Genomic DNA, 21,717 nt, shown 5'->3' with positions numbered 1-21,717 from the left:
GACACCGGCGGCGTGGATGCGGACGAGCGCGACTTCATCGAAAAGCGTGCGGCCGAGTTGGGCGTCACCAGCCACGTCACCGTCGATGGCGGCCCGGCCATCTGGAATGGTTTCGTCAAGCCGTTCGTGTGGGCAGGCGAGGGCTACCAGGGCCAGTACCCGCTGCTGGTCTCCGACCGTTACCTGATCGTCGATGCCGCGCTCAAGCGCGCCGCCGAGCTGGGCACCAACATCATCGCCCACGGCTGCACCGGCATGGGCAACGACCAGGTGCGTTTCGACCTGGCGGTGAAGGCCCAGAGCGACTACCAGATCGTCGCGCCGATCCGTGAAATCCAGAAGGAACACACCCAGACCCGCGCCTACGAGCAGAAGTACCTGGAAGCGCGTGGCTTCGGCGTGCGCGCCAAGCAGCAGGCCTACACCATCAACGAGAACCTGCTGGGCCTGACCATGTCCGGTGGCGAGATCGACAAGTGGGAAGCCCCGGGCGAGGGCGCGCGTGGCTGGTGCGCACCGCGCAGCGCATGGCCGGTGGAGCCACTGACCGTGACCCTGAAGTTCGTCGAGGGCGAAGCCGTCGCGCTGGACGGCAAGGCACTGCCGGGCGAGCAGATCCTCGCCAAGCTCAACAAGCTGTTCGCGCAGTACGGCGTGGGCCGCGGCGTGTACACCGGCGACACCGTGATCGGCCTGAAGGGCCGCATCGTGTTTGAAGCCCCGGGCCTGGTTTCGCTGCTGGCCGCGCACCGCGCGCTGGAAGATGCGGTGCTGACCAAGCAGCAGAACCGCTTCAAGCCGGAAGTGGCGCGCAAGTGGGTGGAGCTGGTGTACGAAGGCTTCTACCACGACCCGCTGAAGGCCGACATCGAAGCGTTCCTGGAGTCCTCGCAGTCCAAGGTGACCGGCGAAGTGGTGCTGGAAACCCGGGGTGGCCGCGTTGACGCGGTGGCCGTGCGTTCGGAGCACATCCTCAACGCCAAGGGCGCGACCTACGCGCAGTCGGCCGACTGGGGCGTGGAAGAAGCCGAAGGCTTCATCAAGCTGTTCGGCATGAGCTCCACGCTGTACGCGCAGGTCAACCGCTAAGTGCACGACGCTCGCCGCTTGAAGCCCCTCTCCCGTTCACGGGAGAGGGGTTGGGGTGAGGGCAGCTTTTGCTTCTGTCGTTGTTCGCTCACAAGGCAGAAGGCAAATCAAAAGCTCCCCCCATCCGCCCTTCGGGCACCTTCCCCCGCAAGCGGGAGAAGGGATGCTCCCCCGATCATTGCTGTGATGACCTGCCTGCAACCATGACCAAGCTGCTCCAATCCACCCTCGATCACCTGGAAAAGCTGGTGTCCTACGACACCCGCAATCCGCCGCGTGCCATCACCACCGGCGGCATCTTTGATTACCTGCGCGACAACCTGCCGGGCTTCAATGTCGAGGTGATCGACCACGGCGCCGGTGCGGTCAGCTTCTATGCGGTGCGCGGCACCCCCAAATACCTGTTCAACGTGCATCTGGACACCGTGCCGGACTCCCCGCACTGGTCGGCCGATCCGCATGTGATGCGTCGCCTGGATGACCGCGTTGTCGGCCTTGGCGTCTGCGACATCAAGGGCGCTGCCGCAGCGCTGGTGGCCGCCGCCAACCTGAGCGATGGCGATGCTGCCTTCCTGTTTTCCAGTGACGAAGAAGCCAACGATCCGCGCTGCATCGCCGCCTTCCTGGCGCGTGGCATCCCCTACGAAGCGGTGATCGTCGCCGAGCCGACCATGAGCGAAGCCGTGCTGGCGCACCGTGGCATCAGCTCGGTGCTGATGAAGTTCCAGGGCCGCGCCGGCCACGCCTCGGGCAAGCAGGATCCGTCCGCCAGCGCCCTGCACCAGGCCATGCGCTGGGGCGGCAAGGCACTGGACCACGTCGAGTCGCTGGCGCATTCGCGCTTTGGCGGCCTGACCGGCCTGCGCTTCAACATCGGCCGCGTCGAAGGCGGCATCAAGGCCAATATGATCGCGCCCGAGGCCGAGCTGCGCTTTGGCTTCCGCCCGCTGCCGTCGATGGATATCGATGCACTGCTGGCCACCTTCGCCGGTTTTGCCGAGCCGCAGGCCGCGCATTTTGAAGAAACCTTCCGCGGCCCCAGCCTGCCATCCGGTGATATCGCCCGCGCCGAGGAACGCCGTCTGGCTGCGCGCGACATCGCCGACGAGCTCGGTCTGCCAATCGGCAATGCCGTGGATTTCTGGACCGAGGCTTCGCTGTTCTCGGCCGGTGGCTACACCACCATGGTGTACGGCCCGGGCGATATCGCCCAGGCCCACACCGCCGATGAGTTCGTGACGCTGGAGCAGTTGCAGCGCTACGCCGAATCGGTGCTGCAGATCCTGCAACGCGGCGCCTGAGCCGCACGTGGCCCGGCGGCCTGCCGCCGGCTCCTTCCCGCGACGCATAACGTCGCCATGTAGATACAAGCAATGTCCCCAGCCATGCAGCCGCACCGCCAGACCCGCCAGACCATCGTCCGCCTGCTTTCGAGCATGGCCAGCGCGAAGGAAATCAGCCAGTACCTCAAGCGCTTTTCGCAGCTTGATGCCAAGCGCTTTGCCGTGGTCAAGGTCGGTGGCGCGGTGCTGCGCGACGATCTGGAAGCGCTGACTTCGTCGCTGTCCTTCCTGCAGGAAGTTGGCCTGACCCCGATCGTGCTGCACGGTGCCGGCCCGCAGCTCGATGCCGAATTGTCCGCTGCCGGCATCGAGAAGCAGACCATCGACGGCCTGCGCGTGACCTCGCCAGAAGCCCTGGCGATCGTGCGCAAGGTGTTCCAGCAGTCCAACCTCAAGCTGGTTGAAGCGCTGCAGCAGAACGGTGCGCGTGCAACCTCCATCACCGGTGGCGTATTCGAAGCCGAGTACCTGGACGTCGACACCTACGGTCTGGTCGGTGAGGTGAAGAAGGTTAACCTGGCGCCCATCGAAGCCAGCCTGCGTGCCGGCTCCATCCCGGTGATCACCAGCCTGGGCGAAACCCCGAGCGGGCAGATCCTCAACGTCAATGCAGACTTCGCCGCCAACGAGCTGGTGCAGGAGCTGCAGCCGTACAAGATCATCTTCCTGACCGGCACCGGCGGCCTGCTCGACGAGGAAGGCAAGCTGATCGACTCGATCAACCTGTCCACCGAGTACGACCAGCTGATGCAGCAGCCGTGGATCCACGGCGGCATGCGAGTCAAGATCGAGCAGATCAAGGACCTGCTGGACAAGCTGCCGGAAGAATCCTCGGTGTCGATCACGCGCCCGGCCGACTTGGCCAAGGAACTGTTCACCCACAAGGGCTCAGGTACCCTGGTGCGGCGCGGCGAGAAGGTGCTGAAGGCGACATCGTGGGACCAGTTGGATACCACGCGCTTGAAGTCGCTGATCGAATCCAGCTTCGGCCGCACCCTGGTACCGGATTACTTCGAGAAGACCAAGCTGCTGCGCGCCTATGTCAGCGAGAACTACCGCACTGCGGTGATCCTCACCAACGAGGCCGAGGGCGTCTATCTGGACAAGTTCGCCGTGCTCGACGATGCCCAGGGCGAAGGCCTGGGCCGCGCCGTGTGGAACGTGATGCTGGAGGAAACCCCGCAGCTGTTCTGGCGCTCGCGCAACGGCAACCCGGTCAACCATTTCTACTATTCCGAGTCCGAGGGCTGCTACAAGCTGGACCACTGGAAGGTGTTCTGGTTCGGCGCCAACGACTTCGACAGCATCAAGGGCTACGTCGCGCATTGCGGCGAGCGCAAGCCGAGCCTGCAGGGGTGAGCGTGGACCTGGCTAGCGCCGGGCACTGGAGCCAGGTGCCGGTTCTGAAGGGGCGGCACGTGACCCTGGAGCCGCTGCAGCTGGCGCATGTGCCGGCGTTGCAGCGTGCCTTGGGTGAAGGTGAGTTGGCGCGCTGCTGGTACACCAATGTGCCTACGCCCGAGCATGCTGGCCACTACGTCGTCGCTGCGCTGGAAGCACAGTCGCAGGGCAGGGTGCTGGCGTTCGTGGTTCGTGATACCAGCGGCGAGGTGGTTGGCAGTACCCGCTTCTACGCATTGGAAGCGGACGTGCCACGTTTGAACATCGGCTACACCTGGTACCACCCACGTGTGCAGCGCAGCGGCTTGAATACCGAAGCAAAGTTGCTGTTGTTGCATCACGCCTTTGAAACCCTGGGTTGCATCAGCGTGGGCTTCGAGACCAGCTGGTTCAACCAGGCCTCGCGCAATGCAATTGCTCGCCTCGGTGCGAAGCAGGATGGTGTGCTGCGCAGCCACAAGCGTCATGCCGACGGATCGCGCCGCGATACCGTGGTGTTTTCCATCATCGACACGGAGTGGCCTGCGGTGAAGGCCCACCTGCAATACCTTCTGGATTCGCATTCATGACTGACAAAAAGTTCTCGGTAGGCATTGTTGGCGCACGCGGTTACACCGGTGCCGAACTGATCCGCCTGCTGGCCGCACATCCGCGCATCGAGCTGGCCTTCGTGTCCTCGCGTGAGCTGGACGGGCAGCGCGTGGCCGACCACAACAGCGCTTATACGGGCGAGCTGCGCTATGAAAGCCTGGGCCCGGACGCGGTGGCGGCCAAGGGCGTGGACGCGGTGGTGCTGGCCCTGCCCAACGGCAAGGGCGAACCGTTCGTGGCGGCGCTGGATGCGGCGGCGCCGGACACGGTGATCGTCGACCTGTCGGCTGACTACCGTTTCGACAACAGCTGGTATTACGGCCTGCCGGAACTGACCCGCGCGCGCTATGCCGGGCAGAAGCGGATCAGCAACCCGGGCTGCTACGCCACTGCCATGCAGCTGGCGATCGCGCCGCTGCTGAGCCAGCTCGCCGGTCCGCCGACCTGCTTTGGTGTCTCGGGCTGGTCCGGTGCCGGCACCACGCCGTCGGACAAGAACAACCCCGAGCTGCTGTGCGACAACCTGATGCCTTACGCCTTGACCAACCATGTGCATGAGCGCGAGGTGTCGACCCAGCTCGGTGTACCGGTGGAGTTCATGCCGCATGTGGCCCCGCATTTTCGCGGCATCACCATGACCGTCAACCTGTGGCTGCAGCAGCCGCGCAGCCGCGAAGAAATCGTCGCCCTGTACGCGCAGCACTATGCCAACGAGCCCCTGGTCGAGGTGGTGGATGAGGCGCCGTGGGTCAGCCGCATTGCCGGCAAGCACGGTGTACAGATCGGTGGCTTCACCATGGCGCCAGGCAACAAGCGCGTGGTGGTGGTGGCAACCATCGACAACCTGCTCAAGGGCGCGGCTACCCAGGCATTGCAGAACCTCAACCGGGCGTTGGGGCTGGATGAACTGATGGCGGTTCCGTACTGATTCTCGTGGGTAGCGGCGGCTAAGAGTTTGTCCGCTTCGCGGCTTGCGCCGCGCCTACATGGCTGCATTGAGAGAGATCGACATGACAAATTTGCTTTGGCAGAAGCCCGGCGTCGCCGTTGACGCGAAGATCCAGACCTTCCTGGCCGGTGACGACGTCATCCTGGACCGTGAGTTCTTCCTGCACGACATCCAGGCCAGCACCGCACACGCCGAGGGCCTGCAGCACATCGGCATCCTCAGTGCCGACGAGTTGGCCGCGCTCAAGCGCGAGCTGGCCATCCTGGCCGAGGATTTCCGCAACGGCAGCTTCGTGCTGGACGAGCAGTACGAGGATTGCCATTCGGCCATCGAGGCACGCCTGACCGAGCGTCTTGGCGATGCCGGCCGCAAGATCCATACCGGCCGCAGCCGCAACGATCAGATCCTGGTCGCCACGCGTCTGTGGCTGAAGGACAAGCTGGAGCGTGTGGCGCAGATCAGCGCCGAAGTCGCCAAGGTTGCCCTGGATCGTGCTGCCGCCGAACCGCTGCAGCCGCTGCCGGGCTATACGCATATCCAGCGCGCCGTGGTGTCCTCGGCGGGCATGTGGTGGGCCGGCTGGGCCGAGGCCTTCATCGACAATGCCATCCGCGCCCGTGACACCCGCGCGCTGATCGACACCAACCCGCTGGGTACGGCGGCTGGTTATGGCGTCAACCTGCCGCTGGATCGCGAGCACACCACCAGGGCGCTGGCATTTTCGCGCATGCAGATCAGCCCGATCTACGCGCAGCTTTCGCGCGGCAAGTTCGAGCTGGCCGCATTGGAAGCTTTGGGTGGGGCGACGCTGGACCTGCGTCGTATCGCCTGGGACCTGTCGTTGTTCACCACCGGTGAGTTCGCCTTCGTGGCGCTGCCGGCGCAGTACACCACCGGCAGCTCGATCATGCCGAACAAGCGCAACCCGGATGTGATCGAGTTGATGCGTGCCACCCATGCCAGTGTTGCCGCCGCGCGTACCGAGATCGAGCAGCTGCTGTCGCTGCCGTCCGGCTATCAGCGTGACCTGCAGAACTCCAAGGGCGCCATCGTGCACGGCTTTGGCCGCGGGCTGGCGGCGCTGGAACTGTTGCCGGCCTTGTTGTCGAACCTGGATTGGCGCGATGACAACATCCGCGCGGCGATTGATTCGGGCATGTATGCGACCGACGTTGCGGTGGAAGCCGCGGTGGCGGGCGTGCCGTTCCGTGATGCTTACAAGGCTGCAGCAGAGGCGGCGGATACGGCGGGGCAGGGGCGTACGCCCGAAGGCAGCTTGGCGGCGCGCGTGTCGCCCGGTGCGGCCGCGGATCTTCGCCTTGAGGAGCTTGTTGCGCGCTGGAGTGCATTGCAGGGTTGAGGTTTTGATACGGGCGCCGAAAGGTGCCCGTATTGGTTTTCGCCCCGGCTCTTGCTGTGGCTTTGGCTTCGGCTCTGGCTGTGGCTGTGGTTCTGGCTGTGGCTGTGGCTGTGGTTCTGGCTCTGGCTCTGGCTGTCCCTTCTCCCGCTTGCGGGAGAAGAGCCTGTCCCCGCGAAGGCGGGGATGCCCAAAGAGCCTGCCCCCCGCGAAGGCGGGGGGCGGATGAGGGGGCTTTTGATTTTCGCTTAGCTAGAAGCTTGCCCTCACCCCAGCCCCTCTCCCGCAGGCGGGAGAGGGGCTTAAGCCGAAGCCAAAGCCAAAGCCAAAGCAAGTTCCAAGCGAAAGCAATCGCACCATCTTCCGCTTCGGCGTGGTGTCATACGCAGTTATAGGAGAACGCAATGAAGCTCTATCTTGTACTGGCAATGCGCAAGCCGTCGTTCGACGATGCTGTGATTGCGCCGCACAAAGCCTTTCTCGATGCACTCAATGGCAAGGATCAGCTGCACCTGACCGGTGGCTTCAGCGACGGTACCGGCGGCGCCTACGTGCTGAAGAATGTCGACACCCTCGAAGCCGCCAAGGCCATCGTCGCCAGCGACCCTTTGGCTATCCAGGGCAGCTCCGAGCTGACCATCCACGAGTGGAACACCCGCTGATCCCATGATCCAGACGTCGTTCTCTCCGTTCGCCGAACAAACACTGCCGCAATGGCGCCGCGCCGTCCTCAAGGTCGGCAGCAGTCTGCTGGCGGCCGATGGTGGCGGCTTGACCCCGCGCTTCGCGCTCGGGCTGGCGCAGTTCGTGTCGGCCAATGTGCTGGCCGGGCGTGAAGTGGTGATCGTCTCCTCCGGCGCAGTTGCTGCAGGCCGCGCCATCGTTCCCAAGGCTGCCGAGGCCGGTGCAGCCATGGCCGCGCGGCAGGCGCTGGCTGCGCTGGGGCAGGCGCAGTTGATCGCCTTGTGGCAGCGCTTCTTCGAGCGCCCGGTGGCGCAGGTGCTGTTGACCCACGACGACCTGCGCAATCGCCGCCGCTATCTCAATGCGCGCGCAACGCTCAATGAGTTGCTGGCACTAGGTGCGTTGCCGGTGATCAATGAGAACGACACCGTGTCGGTGGATGAGCTCAAGCTTGGCGACAACGACAACCTCGCAGCCATCGTCGCTGCACTGGTCGATGCCGATGCCTTGTTCATCGCCACCGACATCGACGGGCTGTACACCGCCGACCCACGCAGCAATCCCGATGCACAGCCGATCAACCAGGTCGCCGAGTTGACCCCGGACGTCCTTGCAATGGCCGGCGGCAGCGGCAGCGCGGTAGGCACCGGCGGCATGCAGACCAAGCTGCAGGCTGCTGCCAAGGCTGGCGCAGCCGGCATCGACACCTTCCTGTTCAATGGCCGCAGCGCCGACGTGGTGCGTGGGCTGGCGCAGGGGCGCTTGTACGGCACCCGCCTGCATGCCGGGCAGTCACGCATTGCCGCGCGCAAGTATTGGCTGAAACATGCACCGCTGGAGCCGGGTGCGATCCTGATCGACGCCGGCGCGGCACGCGCATTGCGTGACAAGGGCGCTTCATTGCTGCCAGGTGGCGTGGTGGGTGCGGAGGGTGAGTTCCGCCGTGGTGACATGGTGGAGGTGCGGCTGTTCGATGCGCAGGGCCAGCAACGGGTCGCACGCGGCGTCAGCCAGTATTCGGCAGTCGATATCCGCCGCATCAGCCAGCACCACACCCGTGAGATCGAATCCATCCTTGGCTACAACTACGGCGACAACGTGGTCCACCGCGACGACCTGGTGTTGCTGTGAGTTTTCCTTTGATCATTGGCAGGACAGAACATGAGTGATATCCGCACCCTCGCAGTGCAATGCCGCGATGCCGCGCAGCAACTGGGTCTGCTTTCCAGTCAGGCCCGCAGCGCGCTGCTGAAGTCGATGGCTGCCGCGCTGGAAGCCGATGCAGGCAGCATCCTCGCCGCCAATGCGCGGGACCTGCAGGCCGCACGTGACAAGGGGGTGGGGTCGGCCCTGCTGGATCGGCTGGCCTTGAACCCGGAACGTCTGCGCGGTGTGGCCGATGCGCTGCGCGAAGTCGCTGCCTTGCCGGATCCGGTGGGCGAGGTGACCCGGGACTACGACCGCCCCAATGGCATCCGTGTGCAGAAGGTACGGGTGCCGTTGGGCGTGATCGCGATGATCTACGAGGCACGCCCGAACGTGACTGCCGATGCCGCAGCGCTGTGCATCAAGGCCGGCAACGGCGTGATCCTGCGCGGTGGCTCGGAGGCCATCCATTCCAATACGGCGATTGCTGCCAGCCTCAAGCGTGCGTTGCGCGAGGCCGGCTTGCCTGATGCGGCACTCACGCTGGTCGAAGACCTGCGCCGCGAGACCATGTTGGAGCTGCTGCAGCTCAACGACCTTATCGACCTGGCTATTCCGCGCGGCGGCGAAGGGCTGATCCGCTTTGTCGCCGAACACGCGCGCGTGCCGGTAATCAAGCACTACAAGGGCGTCTGCCACCTGTTTGTCGATGACAGCGCTGACCTGCAGTTGGCAGTGGACCTGCTGGTGGATGGCAAAACCTCGCGCCCGGCGGCCTGCAATTCGCTGGAGACCTTGCTGGTGCATGAGGCCATCGCGCCACGCTTCCTGCCGCTGGCCGCGGCCGCGCTGCGCGAGAGGGGTGTCGAACTGCGCGGTGATGCGGCCAGCCAGGCGCTGCTGCCCGGCATCGCCGCGGCGACCGAGGAGGACTACGCGGCCGAATACCTGGACCTGATCCTGGCCATCCGCGTGGTGCCGGACATGCAGGCGGCCATCGCCCATATCCAGGCGTATACCTCCGACCATACCGAGGTGATCGCCACCGGCGATCCCGCCCATGGCGAAGCCTTCGTGCGTGCACTGCGCTCGGCGGTGGTGATGGTCAATGCCTCTTCGCGCTTCTCCGACGGCGGCGAACTGGGGCTGGGCGCGGAGATCGGCATTTCCACCACGCGCCTGCATTCCTACGGGCCGATGGGGCTGGAGGCACTCACGGTGGAGCGCTTCGTCGTGCGCGGCGAAGGCCAGGTCAGGCATCCGCTGAAGTAATCGTAGAAGACCACCGTCGTGGCCTCGTAGCCCGGGTAAGCGCAGCGCACCCGGGAGCACATGGTGTTGGCAGCTGCAGGTCTTCGATCGTTGCACTCCCCGGGTGCGCTGCGCTTACCCGGGCTACGTTGCTTGCGGGAATACGAAAAAGCCGCCGATTCACATCGGCGGCTTTTCTGTATCAACGGCAGCTCACTTCCAGTGGTCTTCCAACTGCTGCGGTTTGCAGGCAAACCAGGCGCCGGTCAGCAGCACGCCGGAACATACGGCGAGGAAGGCAAACGACCAGGTCCAGCCGTTGCTCATGCCATGCAGCCAGCCAAACAGCAGCGGGCCCAGGCTGGCCAGGCTGTAACCCACGCCCTGCATGAAGCCGGACAGCGCCGCCGAGCCGGCCTGGCTGCGCGTGCGCAGGTTGATCAGGGTCAGGCCGAGCGGAAAGGTGGACGGGCCCAGGCCGGCGATCACCGCCCACAGCAAGGGCGCGTTCATCGGTGCCCACAGCAGGCCGGCGAAGGCGATCATGTTCAGCACGAACACCATCACCGCGATCGGGAACGGGTTGCGCATGCGCACCGCCAGGGCGGGCACCAGTAATGAGGGCAGCAGGCCGATGGCCGAATACACCGCCACCATCACGCCGCCAAAGGATTCACTGGCACCGGCTTCCACCATTACCTTCGGCAACCAGGTAAACAGGGAATACGTGCCCAACGAGGTCATGCCGAACATCAGCGCCATGCCCCAGCCCAGTTGCGTCTTCCAGACGCGGCCGGCGGCATGTTCGCTGGTGGCGGTACTTGTCTCCGTGCGCGGGGCGCTGCGTGCCAGCAGCAACCACGGCAGCAGGGCGGCCAGCGACAGCAGCGACCACATGCCCAGCGAGATGCGCCAATCGAACTGGTCGGCGACCGGCACCGCCAGCAGCGCCGGCACCATCGTGCCGGCCTGCAGCACGGTGATGTAGATGGTGCTCAGGGTGCCCACGCGGTCGGCGAAGTAGCGCTTCACCAATGGTGGCACCACCACATTGCCCATGCCCATGCCAGCAAGGGCGATGGCGGAGCCGACCAGCAGCATGCCGACGTTGTCGGAGAATGCGCGCAGCAGCAGGCCGACAGTGGCCAGCAGCATGGTCAGTACGGCAGTGCGTTCCAGGCCGATGGCGCGCGTGATGCGCGGGGTGGCCAGGCCGAATACGGCAAAGGCGGCGGTCGGCATCATGCCGAGCACGCCGGTCATGGTGCTGCCGAAATCGAAGATGTGGCCGAGTCGGTCCAGCAGCGGTGTCAGCGAGGTGACGGCGCTGCGCAGGTTGGCCGAGACCAGCACGATGGCGATGAATGCCAGCAGGCGGCCCTTGAGCAGGGGGTGCCGGGGGAGAGGCTGGGCGGACGTGGACATTGCTTACTCCGACGCGGTGGGTGGCGTCGTTTGAAACCCACCAAAAACAAAAGCCGGCCAGAGGCCGGCTTTTGTCGAATTGGTCGGGGAGACAGGATTCGAACCTGCGACCTCTACGTCCCGAACGTAGCGCTCTACCAGACTGAGCTACACCCCGAAGGAGCCGCCTATTGTAGCGGTGAACCTCGTGCCCTGCAAGTTCTTTTGTTCAGCCAACGCGGCCTGCAAGGCGCGGTGCGTGGCTGCCGGTATCGCGGTACCGGCGAATAAAAAGCCTGGACAACGTTGCCGTTTTTCCAGGCTTCTTTCGACCCTTTGGTCGGGGAGACAGGATTCGAACCTGCGACCTCTACGTCCCGAACGTAGCGCTCTACCAGACTGAGCTACACCCCGCGAAGGAGCCCGGAAAGATACGCTCAGTCCGGGCTCTTGGCAATACCTTAATGCGGTTTTTTAGCTGTTTGCTTCGGCCTTGCGGGCTTCGCGTGCTTCAAACCACATGCCGTTGAGGATGGCGACCGTCGAGGCAAGACCGGCGCCGAGGATCCAGGCGAAATACCACATGAGATGACTCCTTGTATGTCGCGAATGCGGATCAGTAGGCGTTCGGGTTTTCACCCATTTCCGACAGCGTGGTCTTGCCCTTGAGCACGCGGTACACCCAGGTGGTGTAGGCGATGATGATGGGCAGGAAGACCACCGTTGCCAGCAGCATGATCCACAGCGTCAGGTGGCTGGACGATGCGTCCCACAGCGTCAGGCTGGAGCCCGGCTGGCTGGAGGAGGGCAGCAGGAACGGGAAGATCGCAAAGCCGACGGTGAAGATGATGCCGGCAATAGAGGCGCCCGAGGCGATGAAGGCCAGGCCGCCACGGCGCTTGCGCAGCAGCACCGCACTGGCCAGCGCACCCAGCAGGCCCACCACCGGCGCCAGGATCGTGGCCGGCATGGTGCTGTAGTTGTGCAGCCAGCCACCGGCCGCGCCCACTTCCACCGTCTTCAGCAGCGGGTTGCTGGCACCATCGCTGACCACCTGCGAGGTGATGGCGTAGCCAGGCAGGCCAAAGGCCACCCAGGCACCGGCCAAGGCGAACAGCACGAAGCTGATGATGGCGGCGATGGAGCCGTAGCGGGCCGAACGCTCGGCCACCGGGCCGTCGGTCTTCAGTACCAGCATGGCGGCACCGTGCGAAACCAGCATGGCCACGCTGAGCAGGCCGGCCAGCAGTGCGAACGGGGTCAGCAGGCCGAAGAACGTGCCCGTGTACCAGACGCGCTGGGTGTCATCGAAGTGATACGGCACGCCCAGCAGCACGTTGCCCACGGCCACGCCCATGATCAGCGCCGGGACGAAGCCGCCGATGAACAGCGCCCAGTCCCAGTTGTTGCGCCAGCGCTGGCTGGGCATCTTGCCGCGGTACTTGAAGCCGACCGGGCGCAGGATCAGGGCGAACAGGATGACGAACATGGCCAGGTAGAAGCCGGAGAAGCTCACCGCATACAGCGGCGGCCAGGCGGCGAAGATCGCACCGCCACCGAGCACCAGCCACACCTGGTTGCCTTCCCACACCGGGCCGATGGTGTTGATCACCAGGCGGCGTTCCTCGTCGGTCTTGGCCACGAACGGCAGCAGTGCGCCGACACCGAGGTCAAAGCCATCCATTACCGCGAAGCCGATCAGCAGCACGCCCAGCAGCAGCCACCAGATCACCCGCAGTGTCGTGTAGTCCAGAAGAATGAAATCCATGAGTGTTCTCCTTCCTCAAACCTGGCCAGCGGCCGGCTTGGAGGCGTGGGTGGGGGCGTTGTGCTGCAGCGAGGGCAGGATGTCGTCCGGGCCCTTGCGGATGGCCTTGAGCATCAGTTTGATTTCGATGATCAGCAGCACCGTGTACAGCGCGGTGAAGCCGGCCAGGGTCATCAGGATTTCATGCAGGGCCAGGCCCGAAGCGGCGTAGAACGTGGGCAGCACGCCTTCCACGGCCCACGGCTGGCGGCCGTACTCGGCGATGAACCAGCCGCATTCGATGGCGATCCACGGTGCCGGCAGTGTCCACAGCGCGATCTTCAGGAAGGTGCGCTTGTCCTGGAAGTTGTGGCGGCAGGAGTAGTAGAAGGCCACGGCGAAGAAGGCGATCAGGTAGAAGCCCAGGCCGGCCATGATGCGGAAGGTCCAGAACAGCGGGGCCACACGCGGCACCGTGTCCATCGCCGCCTGCGAGATTTCCTGCGGGGTGGCGTTGAGGATGTCCTCGCGGTAACGCTTCAGCAGCAGGCCATGGCCCAGGTCCTGCCAATGGCGGTCGAACATCTCGCGTGCTTCGACGTCGTTCTTGTCGGCACGGATGCGTTCCAGTGCGCCGTAGGCCAGCTGGCCGCCGCGGATGCGGTGCTCGGCACGGTCAACCAGTTCCAGGATGCCCGGGATGGGCTGGCTCAGCGAACGGGTGGCGATCAGGCCCATCAGGTACGGGATCTTGATGTCGTAGTCGTTCTGGTGGGTTTCCTGGTTGGGGATGCCGAAGGCGGTGAAGTCCGCCGGTGCGCGCTCGGTTTCCCACATGGCCTCGATCGCGGCCAGCTTCATCTTCTGGTGTTCGTTGGCGGCGTAACCGCTTTCGTCACCCAGCACCACCACCGACAGCGAGGACAGCAGGCCGAAGGCGGCAGCCACCGCGAACGAGCGGCGGGCGACGTCGTGGTGCTTGTTGCGCAGCAGGAAGAAGGCGCTGATCGACATCACGAACACCGCACCGGTGACGTAACCGGCCGAGACCGTATGCACGAACTTGGCCTGTGCTACCGGGTTGAACAATACGGCCATGAAGTCCACGACTTCCATGCGCATCGTTTCCGGGTTGAACACCGCACCCACCGGGTTCTGCATCCAGCCGTTGGCGATCAGGATCCACAGCGCCGACAGGTTGGTGCCCAGTGCCATCAGCCAGGTCACGGTGAGGTGCTGCACCTTGGACAGGCGGCCCCAGCCGAAAAAGAACAGGCCGATGAAGGTGGCTTCCAGGAAGAACGCCATCAGGCCCTCGATGGCCAGCGGCGCACCGAAGATGTCACCCACATAGTGGCTGTAGTACGACCAGTTCATGCCGAACTGGAATTCCATCACGATGCCGGTGCCCACGCCCATGGCGAAGTTGATGCCGAACAGCACGCCCCAGAACAGGGTCATGCGGCGCCAGACATCCTTGCCGGTCATCACATAGACGCTCTCCATGATCGCGATCATGAAGGACAGCCCCAGCGTGAGCGGGACGAAAAGGAAGTGGTACATCGCGGTCAGCGCGAACTGTAGACGTGACAGTTCTACGACTGTTGAGTCGATCATGGCCTGGTTACCTCGTGGGAATTGGGCGTCATGGTGTGGCGGGAAGGGGTTCTATGGCAGCGATACTCCCCGTTCAGGCCTGCCAATGCCTTGATCTGGATCAATGTGGGCTGGCTGTCCAACGCCGATGGTGCAGGACCGGCAGGCGGGGTACGGCTTGCTTACAATCACGTTGATCTCCTTCACCTGAGTTGTCAGTCTTGAGCGAAGTTCCACCTACCAGCGCCGCCCAGCAGCGCCGCCAACAGCAGCAATGGCTGGCGGGGCTGGCCTCAGGGGCCCGGTCGCAGCAACGTCTGGCGGCCCTGGCCGTCTGTGTTTCCGGTGCGCTGCTGGTGGTGCAGGCCGGCGCCATTGCCTGGTTGATCCAGAGCATAGTCGTGGAACGCCTGAATTGGGTACAGCTGGTTCACGGTTTCTGGGTGCTGGCAGCGGTGCTGCTGCTGCGCAGCCTGCTGGGCGGGTTGGCCCAGGAGGCCGCCGGGCGGGTGGCCGATGCCGCCAAGCTGGCCTTGCGCGCGCAGGTGTATCGCCGTTTGATGGCGCGCGGCCCGCTATGGCTGCGCCGTCAGCGCAGTGGCGAGCTGGGTGAGCTGCTGCTGGCCCATGGCGACGCCATCGAGGGCTATTACGCCGGTTTCCAGCCGGTGCGGGTGGAAGTGGTGGTGGTGCCGCTGCTGATTGTTGCCGCGGTGGCCTATGTGGACTGGGTGGTGGCGCTGATTTTCCTGTTCACCGCGCCGCTGGTGCCGTTTTTCATGATGCTGGTGGGCTGGGGCGCCGAGGCGGCTGGCCGCGCCCAGCTTGGCGAGCTGGCGCGCATGAGCGGTCATTTTGCCGACCGCATCAAGGGCCTGGGCCTGCTGCGCCTGTATGGCCGTGGCCAGGCCGAGCTGGCAGGCATTGCGGAGGCGGCAGACGGTGTGCGCGTGCGCACCATGAAGGTGCTGCGCATCGCCTTCCTGTCCTCCACCGTGCTGGAGTTCTTTGCCTCGGTCAGCGTGGCGATGGTGGCCTTGTACCTGGGCCTGAGCTATCTGGGCCTGATGTCCTTGCACGCGGCGGTGCCCACCCTGGGCACCGGCATGTTCTGCCTGTTGCTGGCACCTGAGTTCTACGCCCCGCTGCGCCGTCTTGCCGCGCACTACCACGACCGCGCCAACGCCTTGGCGGCGGCGGCCGAGGTCGAGCGTTTGTTGGCCGATGACCCGGGTGAAGCGCCGGTGGTGGCGCCGCCCGCGCCGTTGGTAGCCCCCGAGCCCTTGCAGCTGCACGCGCCGATGGTGGCCCTGCGGGCGGCAAGCCTGCGCCCGAAGGGCGCGGTCCACGATGTGCTGAGGGATTTTTCGCTGGATATCGCGGACGGCCAGAGGCTGGCGCTGGTCGGCCCCAGTGGCAGTGGCAAGAGCACCGTGCTGGAGACCTTGGCCGGCTGGCTGCCGCCGCGGGAAGGACGCTTGCTGGTGCGTGACGGTGTCCGCATCGGCTACGCCGGGCAACGCCCGTATCTGTTCCATGGCTCCATTGCCGACAACCTGCGCCTGGCCGACCCGGCGGTGAGCGATGCGCGCCTGCAGGCCGTCGCCGAGGTCGCGCAGGTAATGCGCTTTGCCCGCCAGCTGCCGCTGGGCCTGGATACGGTGATAGGCGAACGCGGCTTTGGCCTGTCCGGCGGCGAGGCACGGCGTATCGGTCTGGCCCGCTTGCTGTTGCTGGAGCCGGACCTGTTCCTGCTGGATGAGCCCACCGCCTTCCTGGATCCACAGACCGAGGCCGATCTGCTGCAGGCGTTGGCGTCGCATACCCGCGGTCGCAGCGTGCTGATGGCCACGCATAGCCAGCTGGCTATGCGTTGGGCCGACCAGGTGATCGATCTGCAGCCCCATCTGCAGCAGCAGGAGGAGCGAGCATGAGCACCCTGACGATGCGCGATGTATTCAAGCGGCACCGCTGGCGCCTGGTATTGGCCACCTTGCTGCTGTTGACCACCATGCTGGCCGGGGTGGGCTTGCTGGGCCTGTCCGGTGGTTTTCTCACTGCGGCGGCCCTGGCCGGATTGCTGGGCATGGCGGGTACGTTCAATTTCTTCTCGCCGTCGGCGGGTATCCGCGCGCTCACCATGGCCCGCATCGCTTCGCGCTACTTCGAGAAGCTGGTGGGGCACGACGTTACCCTGCGCATCGCCCGCGACCTGCGGGTCTGGTTCTTCCAGCGTGCGCTGCCGTTGGCGCCGGCGCGGCTGGGCAGCAGCCGCACGGGTGAGCTGCTGGCACGCCTGATCACCGATATCAGTGAGGTGGATGGTTTGATGGTGCGTGCCATCAGCCCCCTGCTGGCGTTGGCCGGTATCGCCGTGGCCACGGTCGCGGCTGCCGCGCTGATCCATTGGCCAGCAGTGCTGTTGCTGCTGGTGCTGGCCGCACTGGTCGGTTTTGGCGTGCCGGCGGTTGCGGTGCGCGGTGGCAGTGCAGGCGAGGCCAAGCGGGCCCAGCAACGGGCGGAACTGCGTACCCTGGCCTTCGAGGGGCTGGAAGGTGCGGCTGACCTGACGGCACTGGACGCGCGTGATGACTGGACCCTGCGCGTGGACGCGGCCGCGCAGCAGCTGGCACGAAGCGACCTGCGCCGCCGCCGCCGCTTGATCGCCGGCAACGTCCTGCATTCGGCCATTGCCGGGCTGGGCCTGCTGGCGATGCTGTGGCTTGCCCTGTCCGCCTATGCTGCCGGCACCGTCCCGGCACCTTACGCCGCCAGCCTGGTGTTCCTGACCATTGCCCTGCTGGAAGTAGCGGTTGGCAGCGGTCTTGCGTGGCAGGCGCTGCAGTCGGCGCGTGTGGCTGGGCGACGGCTCGGCCAGATCGTGGATCAGGCACCGACGGTCGAGGACCCGGCGCAGCCTTGCCCGGTTCCCGCCCAGGCACAACCGCTGGTATTCCAGCAGGTGGTATTCGCCTGGCCGGGGGAGCCCCGTCGGTTGCTGGACGGGGTCGACCTGACCCTGGCCCCAAGCGAGCGTATCGCCATCCGTGGCGACAGCGGCTGTGGCAAGACCACGTTGTCCGCCTTGTTGCTGCGGCTATGGGACCCGCAGCAGGGGACGGTCTGCTACGGCGGCGCCGATCTTCGTGGGTTTGCTCAGGACGATTGGTATCGGCAGATCGCCTGGTTGCCGCAGGGCGCGCCGGTGTTTGCCGGCAGCATCGCCGAGAACCTGCGGCTGGGGGATCCGGATGCCAGCGAACAGACCCTGTGGGCAGTCCTTGAACAGGTGAAGTTGGCTGCCTGGGCGCAGCAGCAGGGCGGCTTGTCCGCCTGGGTTGGCGAGAACGGTGCGACCATGTCAGCCGGGCAGGCGCGCCGCCTGGCACTGGCGCGCGCCTTGTTGCGCAATGCCCCGATCATGGTGCTGGATGAGCCCACCGAAGGTCTGGATGTGGACACGGCGCATGCTTTGCTGAACGATCTGGCGGCCGCAATGGGGCAGCGCAGCCTGTTGATGATCACCCACGACAGCCTGCCTGCCGGCGTAGTACAGCGCGAATACCGGCTGCAGCAAGGGCAGCTTGTACTGCTGCGGGAATAAGTCGTCCAGCGTGTGATGCGGGTCAGCGCCCGCGCCGCCGTTGCAGGTGCTTTGAGAGACAGACGCAAAGCGCGGCGACCGGTACCGCCACCAACGGCCCGAACAGAAAGGCCAGCCCATCCTGGGCATCATGGTGGCCGGTGATGTCCTGCACGAAGCGCAGGCCCAGGTAGGGGGCAAGCAGCAGCGCCAACAGGCCGCCTGAAAGCAGTGCGGCCCATGTGCGGCGGAAGAAGGCGGCGCTGGCCAGTCCCAACAGGGCGCTGATGAAGGTTGTCACGATCCAGAATGTCACGATGCTTCCTTGTCGGGGCTGGGCTGGGCTGCCGCGCTGCAGGCTGAGGATGGCGCTGTGCTGCTTTCCCGCCGTGTGGAGACCAGGCCGACAACGCTGTGCCAGTCCCAGCCTGCCTGCACGTGGCCCGCATACACCAGAAGTCGCGGGCATGCGATTGGGGCGGAGTGTCCAGGCGCGGGCCGCGCGGGTGTCAGGTCGCCCTGCCCTTTGCCGGCTTGGGCATTGTTCTACGACGGTATACGAGCCACAGGGCGCAGGCCAGCGCCAGGGCGCCGAGGTAGGGGCCGAACTGGTGAACAAAAGCGCCTACCTGGGCGCCAACCCGCAGTCCCAGGTTGTAGCCTTCTTCGCTGGCCGACAGCGCTGTTGCATTGCCGGGCGGGGAGGCGAGCAGGGTTGCTGCCACTTGCAGGGAATTCGGCATACGAGGTTCCTTCCAGGGTTGGGGCGTAAGGCTTGTGGTTGCCGGGAGTGAGGGTGTCGTTGACCCGCATGATGAATCTGATTTGGTTTTGATTGAACAGGTACAGCTGCGGCGGGGTGCATGCGGGCCAGCTACCCGTCATTGAGGCAGATGATTCCCGGCCCCGGGATGCCCGTTGTTTCTATTGGCCAGGGCCATGTCCGGGCAGGCCACCGGCCAGCCGTTCGGATACCAGCACCAGTTGGTCGGCCATCGGTTCAAGCCTGATTTCCGGCAGACGCTCGATGATGCAATCATCCATCTCCGACTGCGCGGCAGGGTCAGGGTCCACGCAGGGCAATGAGAACGCCTGGTCCCGTGCGGTTGCACTCGGCCATTGCGCGTAGGCATACCAGATGCCATCGCTGCCTTTGTGCAGGCGCGAGCCAAGGCCGCCGCGGTGTTGCCTGATCGATGCGGTCAGTGCCGACCATGCCGTGATATATCTGGCTTCCTTGTCAGGATGCACCTTGGCACGGTAGATCACGCAGAACCCCAGTCCCTGAATCATCGAATGGCTTCCTTCCGTGCTGACTGCGATGGGATATCGCGTATCGCGCCTGGCCTGTACATCTTCGTCGGTCGGGCATTGGGGTCGAGGGACCTGCACCGGGCCGCTGACGACGGTTCCTGATAGTGGGCATAGCTGTGCGCGTCCTGGAAGCAGATGTGCCAACAGCCGCCGCCGATGTCGCGGGCCTGCCCGGAAACCAGACAGGTGACCAGGCAATCATTGGTCGGGTTGCAATGGGCCGAAAGCGCTGTGGCAAAACAGTGCTCACGGTCGTTCAACGCCACGGGCTGGACCTTGCTGGCACGGCAGTTGTCATCCAGCCTATCCAGGAAGCTGTCATCGACCTGCGTCCCGGAGACGGCGGCGTTGTGCATGCGTGGGGCGGGTTGATGCTGCGCGCTTCTGTCACAGGACATCAACAGCACTAGTGCCGCGATTGCGGGAATCCTGAGCATCAATGCCGTCCTCTGGTGAACTGGGGGCGTGTGCCTGCAGTGACCTTCTGCTGCGCGCAGGGTAGCGGCTTTGGCAAGGCGCTGCCGGGGCATGTCAGGACGGCGGGAAAGGCGGCGGCTGAGCGATCTGGCGGTGGGGCCGCCCGGGCATGGCCGCTTGTTGCCGGCGGTGCCGCCAGGATCGCATGCGTCGGGTGGATTACAGGCTGAGGGTTCCCCCGCCGAAGCCACGCGCCAGTAGCGCCAGGACCGCGAGATTGAGTACCACCGTGAGCCAGAAAATCGCCTGGAAGCTGCGTTTGCTGGTCTTGTGGCGGAACAGTCCTTGGCCGATCAGTGCGCCGGGCCAGCCGCCCAGCAAGGCGATCAGGTGCAGGGTGTTCTCCGGTGTGCGTCGCTGGTTGCGAGCGGCGGCACCCTTGTCATGCAGATAGAACCCCAAGGCGATGACGCTCATGCAGCCGAACAATGGCAGGGACCAGTCGGGGAGGCGGCGCAGCGCCCATAGCGTGGCTATGCACAGCAATGCCGCCAAGCCAAGGAATACGTGCGGCAGTCTGGCAGTGAAGGCAACGGGTTTCGCCGGCGCCGGCTTGGTGCCGGCAGTGCCCGTGGCCAGGCGGATGGCCGTTGCATTGACCCGGCCACGCGTGTCCTTGCGTACCCTGTAACTGATCAGCTGGCCGTCCACCGGGCGCTGCGTTCGCTGCTCGAAGGCCTTGATGTGTACGAAGGCGCGCTCGCCACCTCCATTGGGGGTGACAAAGCCATAGCCTTTGTCATCGTTCCAGTCCTGCAATCGGCCTTGGTAGCGCATGGTGTCCCTGTCCAGTGGTCCCGCATATTGCACCCCATCGCGCGACGGGTGGGAAGCTGGCAGGGAAGGTCGAGGGCAGCGCGGGGGCGGTGGGTCTCACGGTTCGTGACGTACACGGACGAAACGCGGGAAGCGGGGTAGCCCGTGCACGGTGAGCCCGTTGTAGCGGTAAGTTACCTGCACACCGAGTGGCGGCGGGCTGTCGCGCAGGGCATCGGTCAGGCCGCTGCCGATACGGAAGCGGGCGCCTTGCTCGGTCTGCACCAGCAGCGCGCCGACCTTGCCGGCGTACTTGCCTTTGCCGGGCACATGGCCGATGACGCGGGCTTCGGCGTCTTGGTAGAGCTTCAGCTTGAACAGGCCGGCGCTGCGGCCGGGGCTGTAGCGATTATCCTGATGGTGCAGCATCAGGCCTTCGCCACCGGCCTGGACAATGCTGCGCAGATGCCGGTGCAGGGCTTCGGTATCGGCAAGCCGCCGTTGCTCGATCAGGCGCAGGTAGGGGTTTGCACTGCCGTTGATGAGCACGCGCAGACGCGCATGTCGCGCTTCGAAGCCCTCTGCGGAGGCGGGCAGGTCAAAGACCATGAAGTGCAGTGCGCGCCAGCGCGCGTCGTCGTCGATGGCGGCGCGGATCAGGGTGCTGGTGGCATCGAATTGTCCGCGCGCGAGCCACAGTTCGCCATCCAGTGGCTGGCTGGGCCAGCCATCGGTGAACCAGGCAGGTGCGTGGATACGGTGGCCGGCGCGGGTCCACAGGACACGGCCGTCCCAACGCGCGCGGACACCATCGAGTTTTTCGCTGACCAGGTACTGGCTGACATCGGGGCCGTCCTGCCAGGTGCTGGCCAGCATCAGGGGTGGCGCCGCTGCACGCAGCGCACCGCAGGGGAGTAGGCAGAGCAGCAGAAGAATTGCACGCAGCATGGGCCGTTGCCGATAGGTGACAGACGGACAGCGTGCGATCGTGCATGGCGGGCCGCCATCAGGGGTAGCCCGCCGTGGTGG

At 65.2% G+C, this 21,717-nt stretch carries 21 protein-coding genes and 2 tRNA genes; 11 read left to right on the top strand and 12 right to left on the bottom strand.

Annotation, left to right across the window (positions count from 1 at the left end; genetic code table 11):
- The 9 genes from B2527_RS02495 to B2527_RS02455 all read left to right on the top strand — a co-directional run.
- Positions 1–1,089: argininosuccinate synthase (locus tag B2527_RS02495; protein ID WP_293705969.1), on the top strand; the 1,089-nt coding region annotated here is incomplete at its 5' end.
- Between the two features lie 203 nt (positions 1,090–1,292).
- Positions 1,293–2,390 carry an acetylornithine deacetylase gene (locus B2527_RS02490; RefSeq protein WP_293705968.1) on the top strand — a complete coding sequence of 366 codons (1,098 nt, stop codon included), beginning with the start codon at positions 1,293–1,295 and terminating at the stop codon, positions 2,388–2,390.
- Positions 2,391–2,462: 72 nt separating this feature from the next.
- Positions 2,463–3,791, top strand: coding sequence for an acetylglutamate kinase (locus B2527_RS02485; protein ID WP_293705967.1), 1,329 nt, complete (start codon positions 2,463–2,465; stop codon positions 3,789–3,791).
- 2 nt (positions 3,792–3,793) lie between these two features.
- Entirely contained in the window at positions 3,794–4,402 is a 609-nt protein-coding gene (locus tag B2527_RS02480; protein ID WP_414716970.1) for a GNAT family N-acetyltransferase, read from the top strand.
- Entirely contained in the window at positions 4,399–5,352 is a 954-nt protein-coding gene (gene argC / locus B2527_RS02475) for an N-acetyl-gamma-glutamyl-phosphate reductase (protein ID WP_293705966.1), read from the top strand. The genes B2527_RS02480 and argC overlap by 4 nt, the downstream gene beginning before the upstream one ends.
- 82 nt (positions 5,353–5,434) lie before the next feature.
- On the top strand, positions 5,435–6,733 hold the full coding sequence (locus B2527_RS02470) for an argininosuccinate lyase (protein ID WP_293705965.1): 1,299 nt from the start codon (positions 5,435–5,437) through the stop codon (positions 6,731–6,733).
- Positions 6,734–7,134: 401 nt separating this feature from the next.
- Positions 7,135–7,392 carry a YciI family protein gene (locus B2527_RS02465; RefSeq protein WP_293705964.1) on the top strand — a complete coding sequence of 86 codons (258 nt, stop codon included), beginning with the start codon at positions 7,135–7,137 and terminating at the stop codon, positions 7,390–7,392.
- A 4-nt stretch (positions 7,393–7,396) separates the two neighbouring features.
- A complete protein-coding gene (proB, locus tag B2527_RS02460; RefSeq protein WP_293705963.1) occupies positions 7,397–8,545 on the top strand; it encodes a glutamate 5-kinase in 1,149 nt (382 codons plus the stop codon).
- Positions 8,546–8,575: 30 nt separating this feature from the next.
- On the top strand, positions 8,576–9,832 hold the full coding sequence (locus B2527_RS02455; RefSeq protein WP_293705962.1) for a glutamate-5-semialdehyde dehydrogenase: 1,257 nt from the start codon (positions 8,576–8,578) through the stop codon (positions 9,830–9,832).
- A gap of 192 nt (positions 9,833–10,024) precedes the next feature.
- Here B2527_RS02455 and B2527_RS02450 read toward each other — a convergent pair whose 3' ends face one another.
- From B2527_RS02450 to B2527_RS02425, 6 genes are all read right to left on the bottom strand, one after another.
- Positions 10,025–11,236, bottom strand: coding sequence for a CynX/NimT family MFS transporter (locus B2527_RS02450; RefSeq protein ID WP_293705961.1), 1,212 nt, complete (start codon positions 11,234–11,236; stop codon positions 10,025–10,027).
- Between the two features lie 80 nt (positions 11,237–11,316).
- A tRNA-Pro gene (locus B2527_RS02445) sits at positions 11,317–11,393 on the bottom strand.
- 159 nt (positions 11,394–11,552) lie between these two features.
- Positions 11,553–11,629, bottom strand: a tRNA-Pro gene (locus B2527_RS02440).
- 60 nt (positions 11,630–11,689) lie between these two features.
- Complete coding sequence (gene cydX, locus B2527_RS02435; RefSeq protein WP_293705960.1) at positions 11,690–11,800, bottom strand: cytochrome bd-I oxidase subunit CydX; 111 nt, start codon at positions 11,798–11,800, stop codon at positions 11,690–11,692.
- A 31-nt stretch (positions 11,801–11,831) separates the two neighbouring features.
- Complete coding sequence (gene cydB / locus B2527_RS02430; protein WP_293705959.1) at positions 11,832–12,983, bottom strand: cytochrome d ubiquinol oxidase subunit II; 1,152 nt, start codon at positions 12,981–12,983, stop codon at positions 11,832–11,834.
- A gap of 15 nt (positions 12,984–12,998) precedes the next feature.
- The gene (locus tag B2527_RS02425; protein ID WP_293705958.1) at positions 12,999–14,579 is read right to left on the bottom strand and encodes a cytochrome ubiquinol oxidase subunit I; all 1,581 of its coding nucleotides are present in this window, start codon (positions 14,577–14,579) and stop codon (positions 12,999–13,001) included.
- Between the two features lie 200 nt (positions 14,580–14,779).
- Between B2527_RS02425 and cydD the strand changes: the two genes are divergently transcribed.
- Positions 14,780–16,492 carry a thiol reductant ABC exporter subunit CydD gene (cydD, locus tag B2527_RS02420; RefSeq protein WP_414716968.1) on the top strand — a complete coding sequence of 571 codons (1,713 nt, stop codon included), beginning with the start codon at positions 14,780–14,782 and terminating at the stop codon, positions 16,490–16,492.
- A complete protein-coding gene (gene cydC, locus B2527_RS02415) occupies positions 16,489–18,162 on the top strand; it encodes a thiol reductant ABC exporter subunit CydC (protein ID WP_293705956.1) in 1,674 nt (557 codons plus the stop codon). Before cydD ends, cydC begins: the two co-directional genes overlap by 4 nt.
- Positions 18,163–18,184: 22 nt before the next feature.
- On the opposite strand, the gene B2527_RS02410 is transcribed toward cydC, so the two are convergent.
- From B2527_RS02410 to B2527_RS02385, 6 genes are all read right to left on the bottom strand, one after another.
- Positions 18,185–18,457: a hypothetical protein gene (locus B2527_RS02410; protein ID WP_293705955.1), complete on the bottom strand. Its 273-nt coding sequence runs from the start codon at positions 18,455–18,457 to the stop codon at positions 18,185–18,187.
- A 193-nt stretch (positions 18,458–18,650) separates the two neighbouring features.
- Complete coding sequence (locus tag B2527_RS02405; protein ID WP_293705954.1) at positions 18,651–18,884, bottom strand: hypothetical protein; 234 nt, start codon at positions 18,882–18,884, stop codon at positions 18,651–18,653.
- Positions 18,885–19,065: 181 nt separating this feature from the next.
- A complete protein-coding gene (locus B2527_RS02400) occupies positions 19,066–19,434 on the bottom strand; it encodes an antibiotic biosynthesis monooxygenase (protein WP_293705953.1) in 369 nt (122 codons plus the stop codon).
- Positions 19,431–19,892 carry a hypothetical protein gene (locus tag B2527_RS02395; RefSeq protein WP_293705952.1) on the bottom strand — a complete coding sequence of 154 codons (462 nt, stop codon included), beginning with the start codon at positions 19,890–19,892 and terminating at the stop codon, positions 19,431–19,433. The genes B2527_RS02400 and B2527_RS02395 overlap by 4 nt, the downstream gene beginning before the upstream one ends.
- A gap of 199 nt (positions 19,893–20,091) precedes the next feature.
- Positions 20,092–20,709, bottom strand: a complete 618-nt coding sequence (locus B2527_RS02390) for a cold shock and DUF1294 domain-containing protein (RefSeq protein WP_293705951.1) — start codon at positions 20,707–20,709, stop codon at positions 20,092–20,094.
- A gap of 96 nt (positions 20,710–20,805) precedes the next feature.
- Positions 20,806–21,636 carry a DNA ligase gene (locus B2527_RS02385; protein ID WP_293705950.1) on the bottom strand — a complete coding sequence of 277 codons (831 nt, stop codon included), beginning with the start codon at positions 21,634–21,636 and terminating at the stop codon, positions 20,806–20,808.
- Positions 21,637–21,717 lie beyond the last annotated feature (81 nt).

Source organism: Stenotrophomonas sp. UBA7606, from assembly GCF_002477705.1.
Classification (GTDB): domain Bacteria; phylum Pseudomonadota; class Gammaproteobacteria; order Xanthomonadales; family Xanthomonadaceae; genus Stenotrophomonas.
The sequence above is the reverse complement of the archived record's forward strand: the minus strand, read 5'-3'. Positions and strand labels throughout refer to the sequence as shown.

Excerpts from the sequence above, each read along its gene's own strand:
- B2527_RS02455 (WP_293705962.1), top strand. The coding sequence starts at position 8,576 with ATGAGTGATATCCGCACCCTCGCAGTGCAATGCCGCGATGCCGCGCAG.
- B2527_RS02450 (WP_293705961.1), bottom strand. The coding sequence starts at position 11,236 with ATGTCCACGTCCGCCCAGCCTCTCCCCCGGCACCCCCTGCTCAAGGGC.
- cydC (WP_293705956.1), top strand. The coding sequence starts at position 16,489 with ATGAGCACCCTGACGATGCGCGATGTATTCAAGCGGCACCGCTGGCGC.
- argC (WP_293705966.1), top strand. The coding sequence starts at position 4,399 with ATGACTGACAAAAAGTTCTCGGTAGGCATTGTTGGCGCACGCGGTTAC.
- B2527_RS02465 (WP_293705964.1), top strand. The coding sequence starts at position 7,135 with ATGAAGCTCTATCTTGTACTGGCAATGCGCAAGCCGTCGTTCGACGAT.
- B2527_RS02470 (WP_293705965.1), top strand. The coding sequence starts at position 5,435 with ATGACAAATTTGCTTTGGCAGAAGCCCGGCGTCGCCGTTGACGCGAAG.
- cydB (WP_293705959.1), bottom strand. The coding sequence starts at position 12,983 with ATGGATTTCATTCTTCTGGACTACACGACACTGCGGGTGATCTGGTGG.
- B2527_RS02385 (WP_293705950.1), bottom strand. The coding sequence starts at position 21,636 with ATGCTGCGTGCAATTCTTCTGCTGCTCTGCCTACTCCCCTGCGGTGCG.
- B2527_RS02425 (WP_293705958.1), bottom strand. The coding sequence starts at position 14,579 with ATGATCGACTCAACAGTCGTAGAACTGTCACGTCTACAGTTCGCGCTG.
- B2527_RS02390 (WP_293705951.1), bottom strand. The coding sequence starts at position 20,709 with ATGCGCTACCAAGGCCGATTGCAGGACTGGAACGATGACAAAGGCTAT.
- B2527_RS02405 (WP_293705954.1), bottom strand. The coding sequence starts at position 18,884 with ATGCCGAATTCCCTGCAAGTGGCAGCAACCCTGCTCGCCTCCCCGCCC.
- B2527_RS02400 (WP_293705953.1), bottom strand. The coding sequence starts at position 19,434 with ATGATTCAGGGACTGGGGTTCTGCGTGATCTACCGTGCCAAGGTGCAT.
- B2527_RS02490 (WP_293705968.1), top strand. The coding sequence starts at position 1,293 with ATGACCAAGCTGCTCCAATCCACCCTCGATCACCTGGAAAAGCTGGTG.
- B2527_RS02395 (WP_293705952.1), bottom strand. The coding sequence starts at position 19,892 with ATGCTCAGGATTCCCGCAATCGCGGCACTAGTGCTGTTGATGTCCTGT.
- proB (WP_293705963.1), top strand. The coding sequence starts at position 7,397 with ATGATCCAGACGTCGTTCTCTCCGTTCGCCGAACAAACACTGCCGCAA.
- B2527_RS02485 (WP_293705967.1), top strand. The coding sequence starts at position 2,463 with ATGTCCCCAGCCATGCAGCCGCACCGCCAGACCCGCCAGACCATCGTC.
- cydX (WP_293705960.1), bottom strand. The coding sequence starts at position 11,800 with ATGTGGTATTTCGCCTGGATCCTCGGCGCCGGTCTTGCCTCGACGGTC.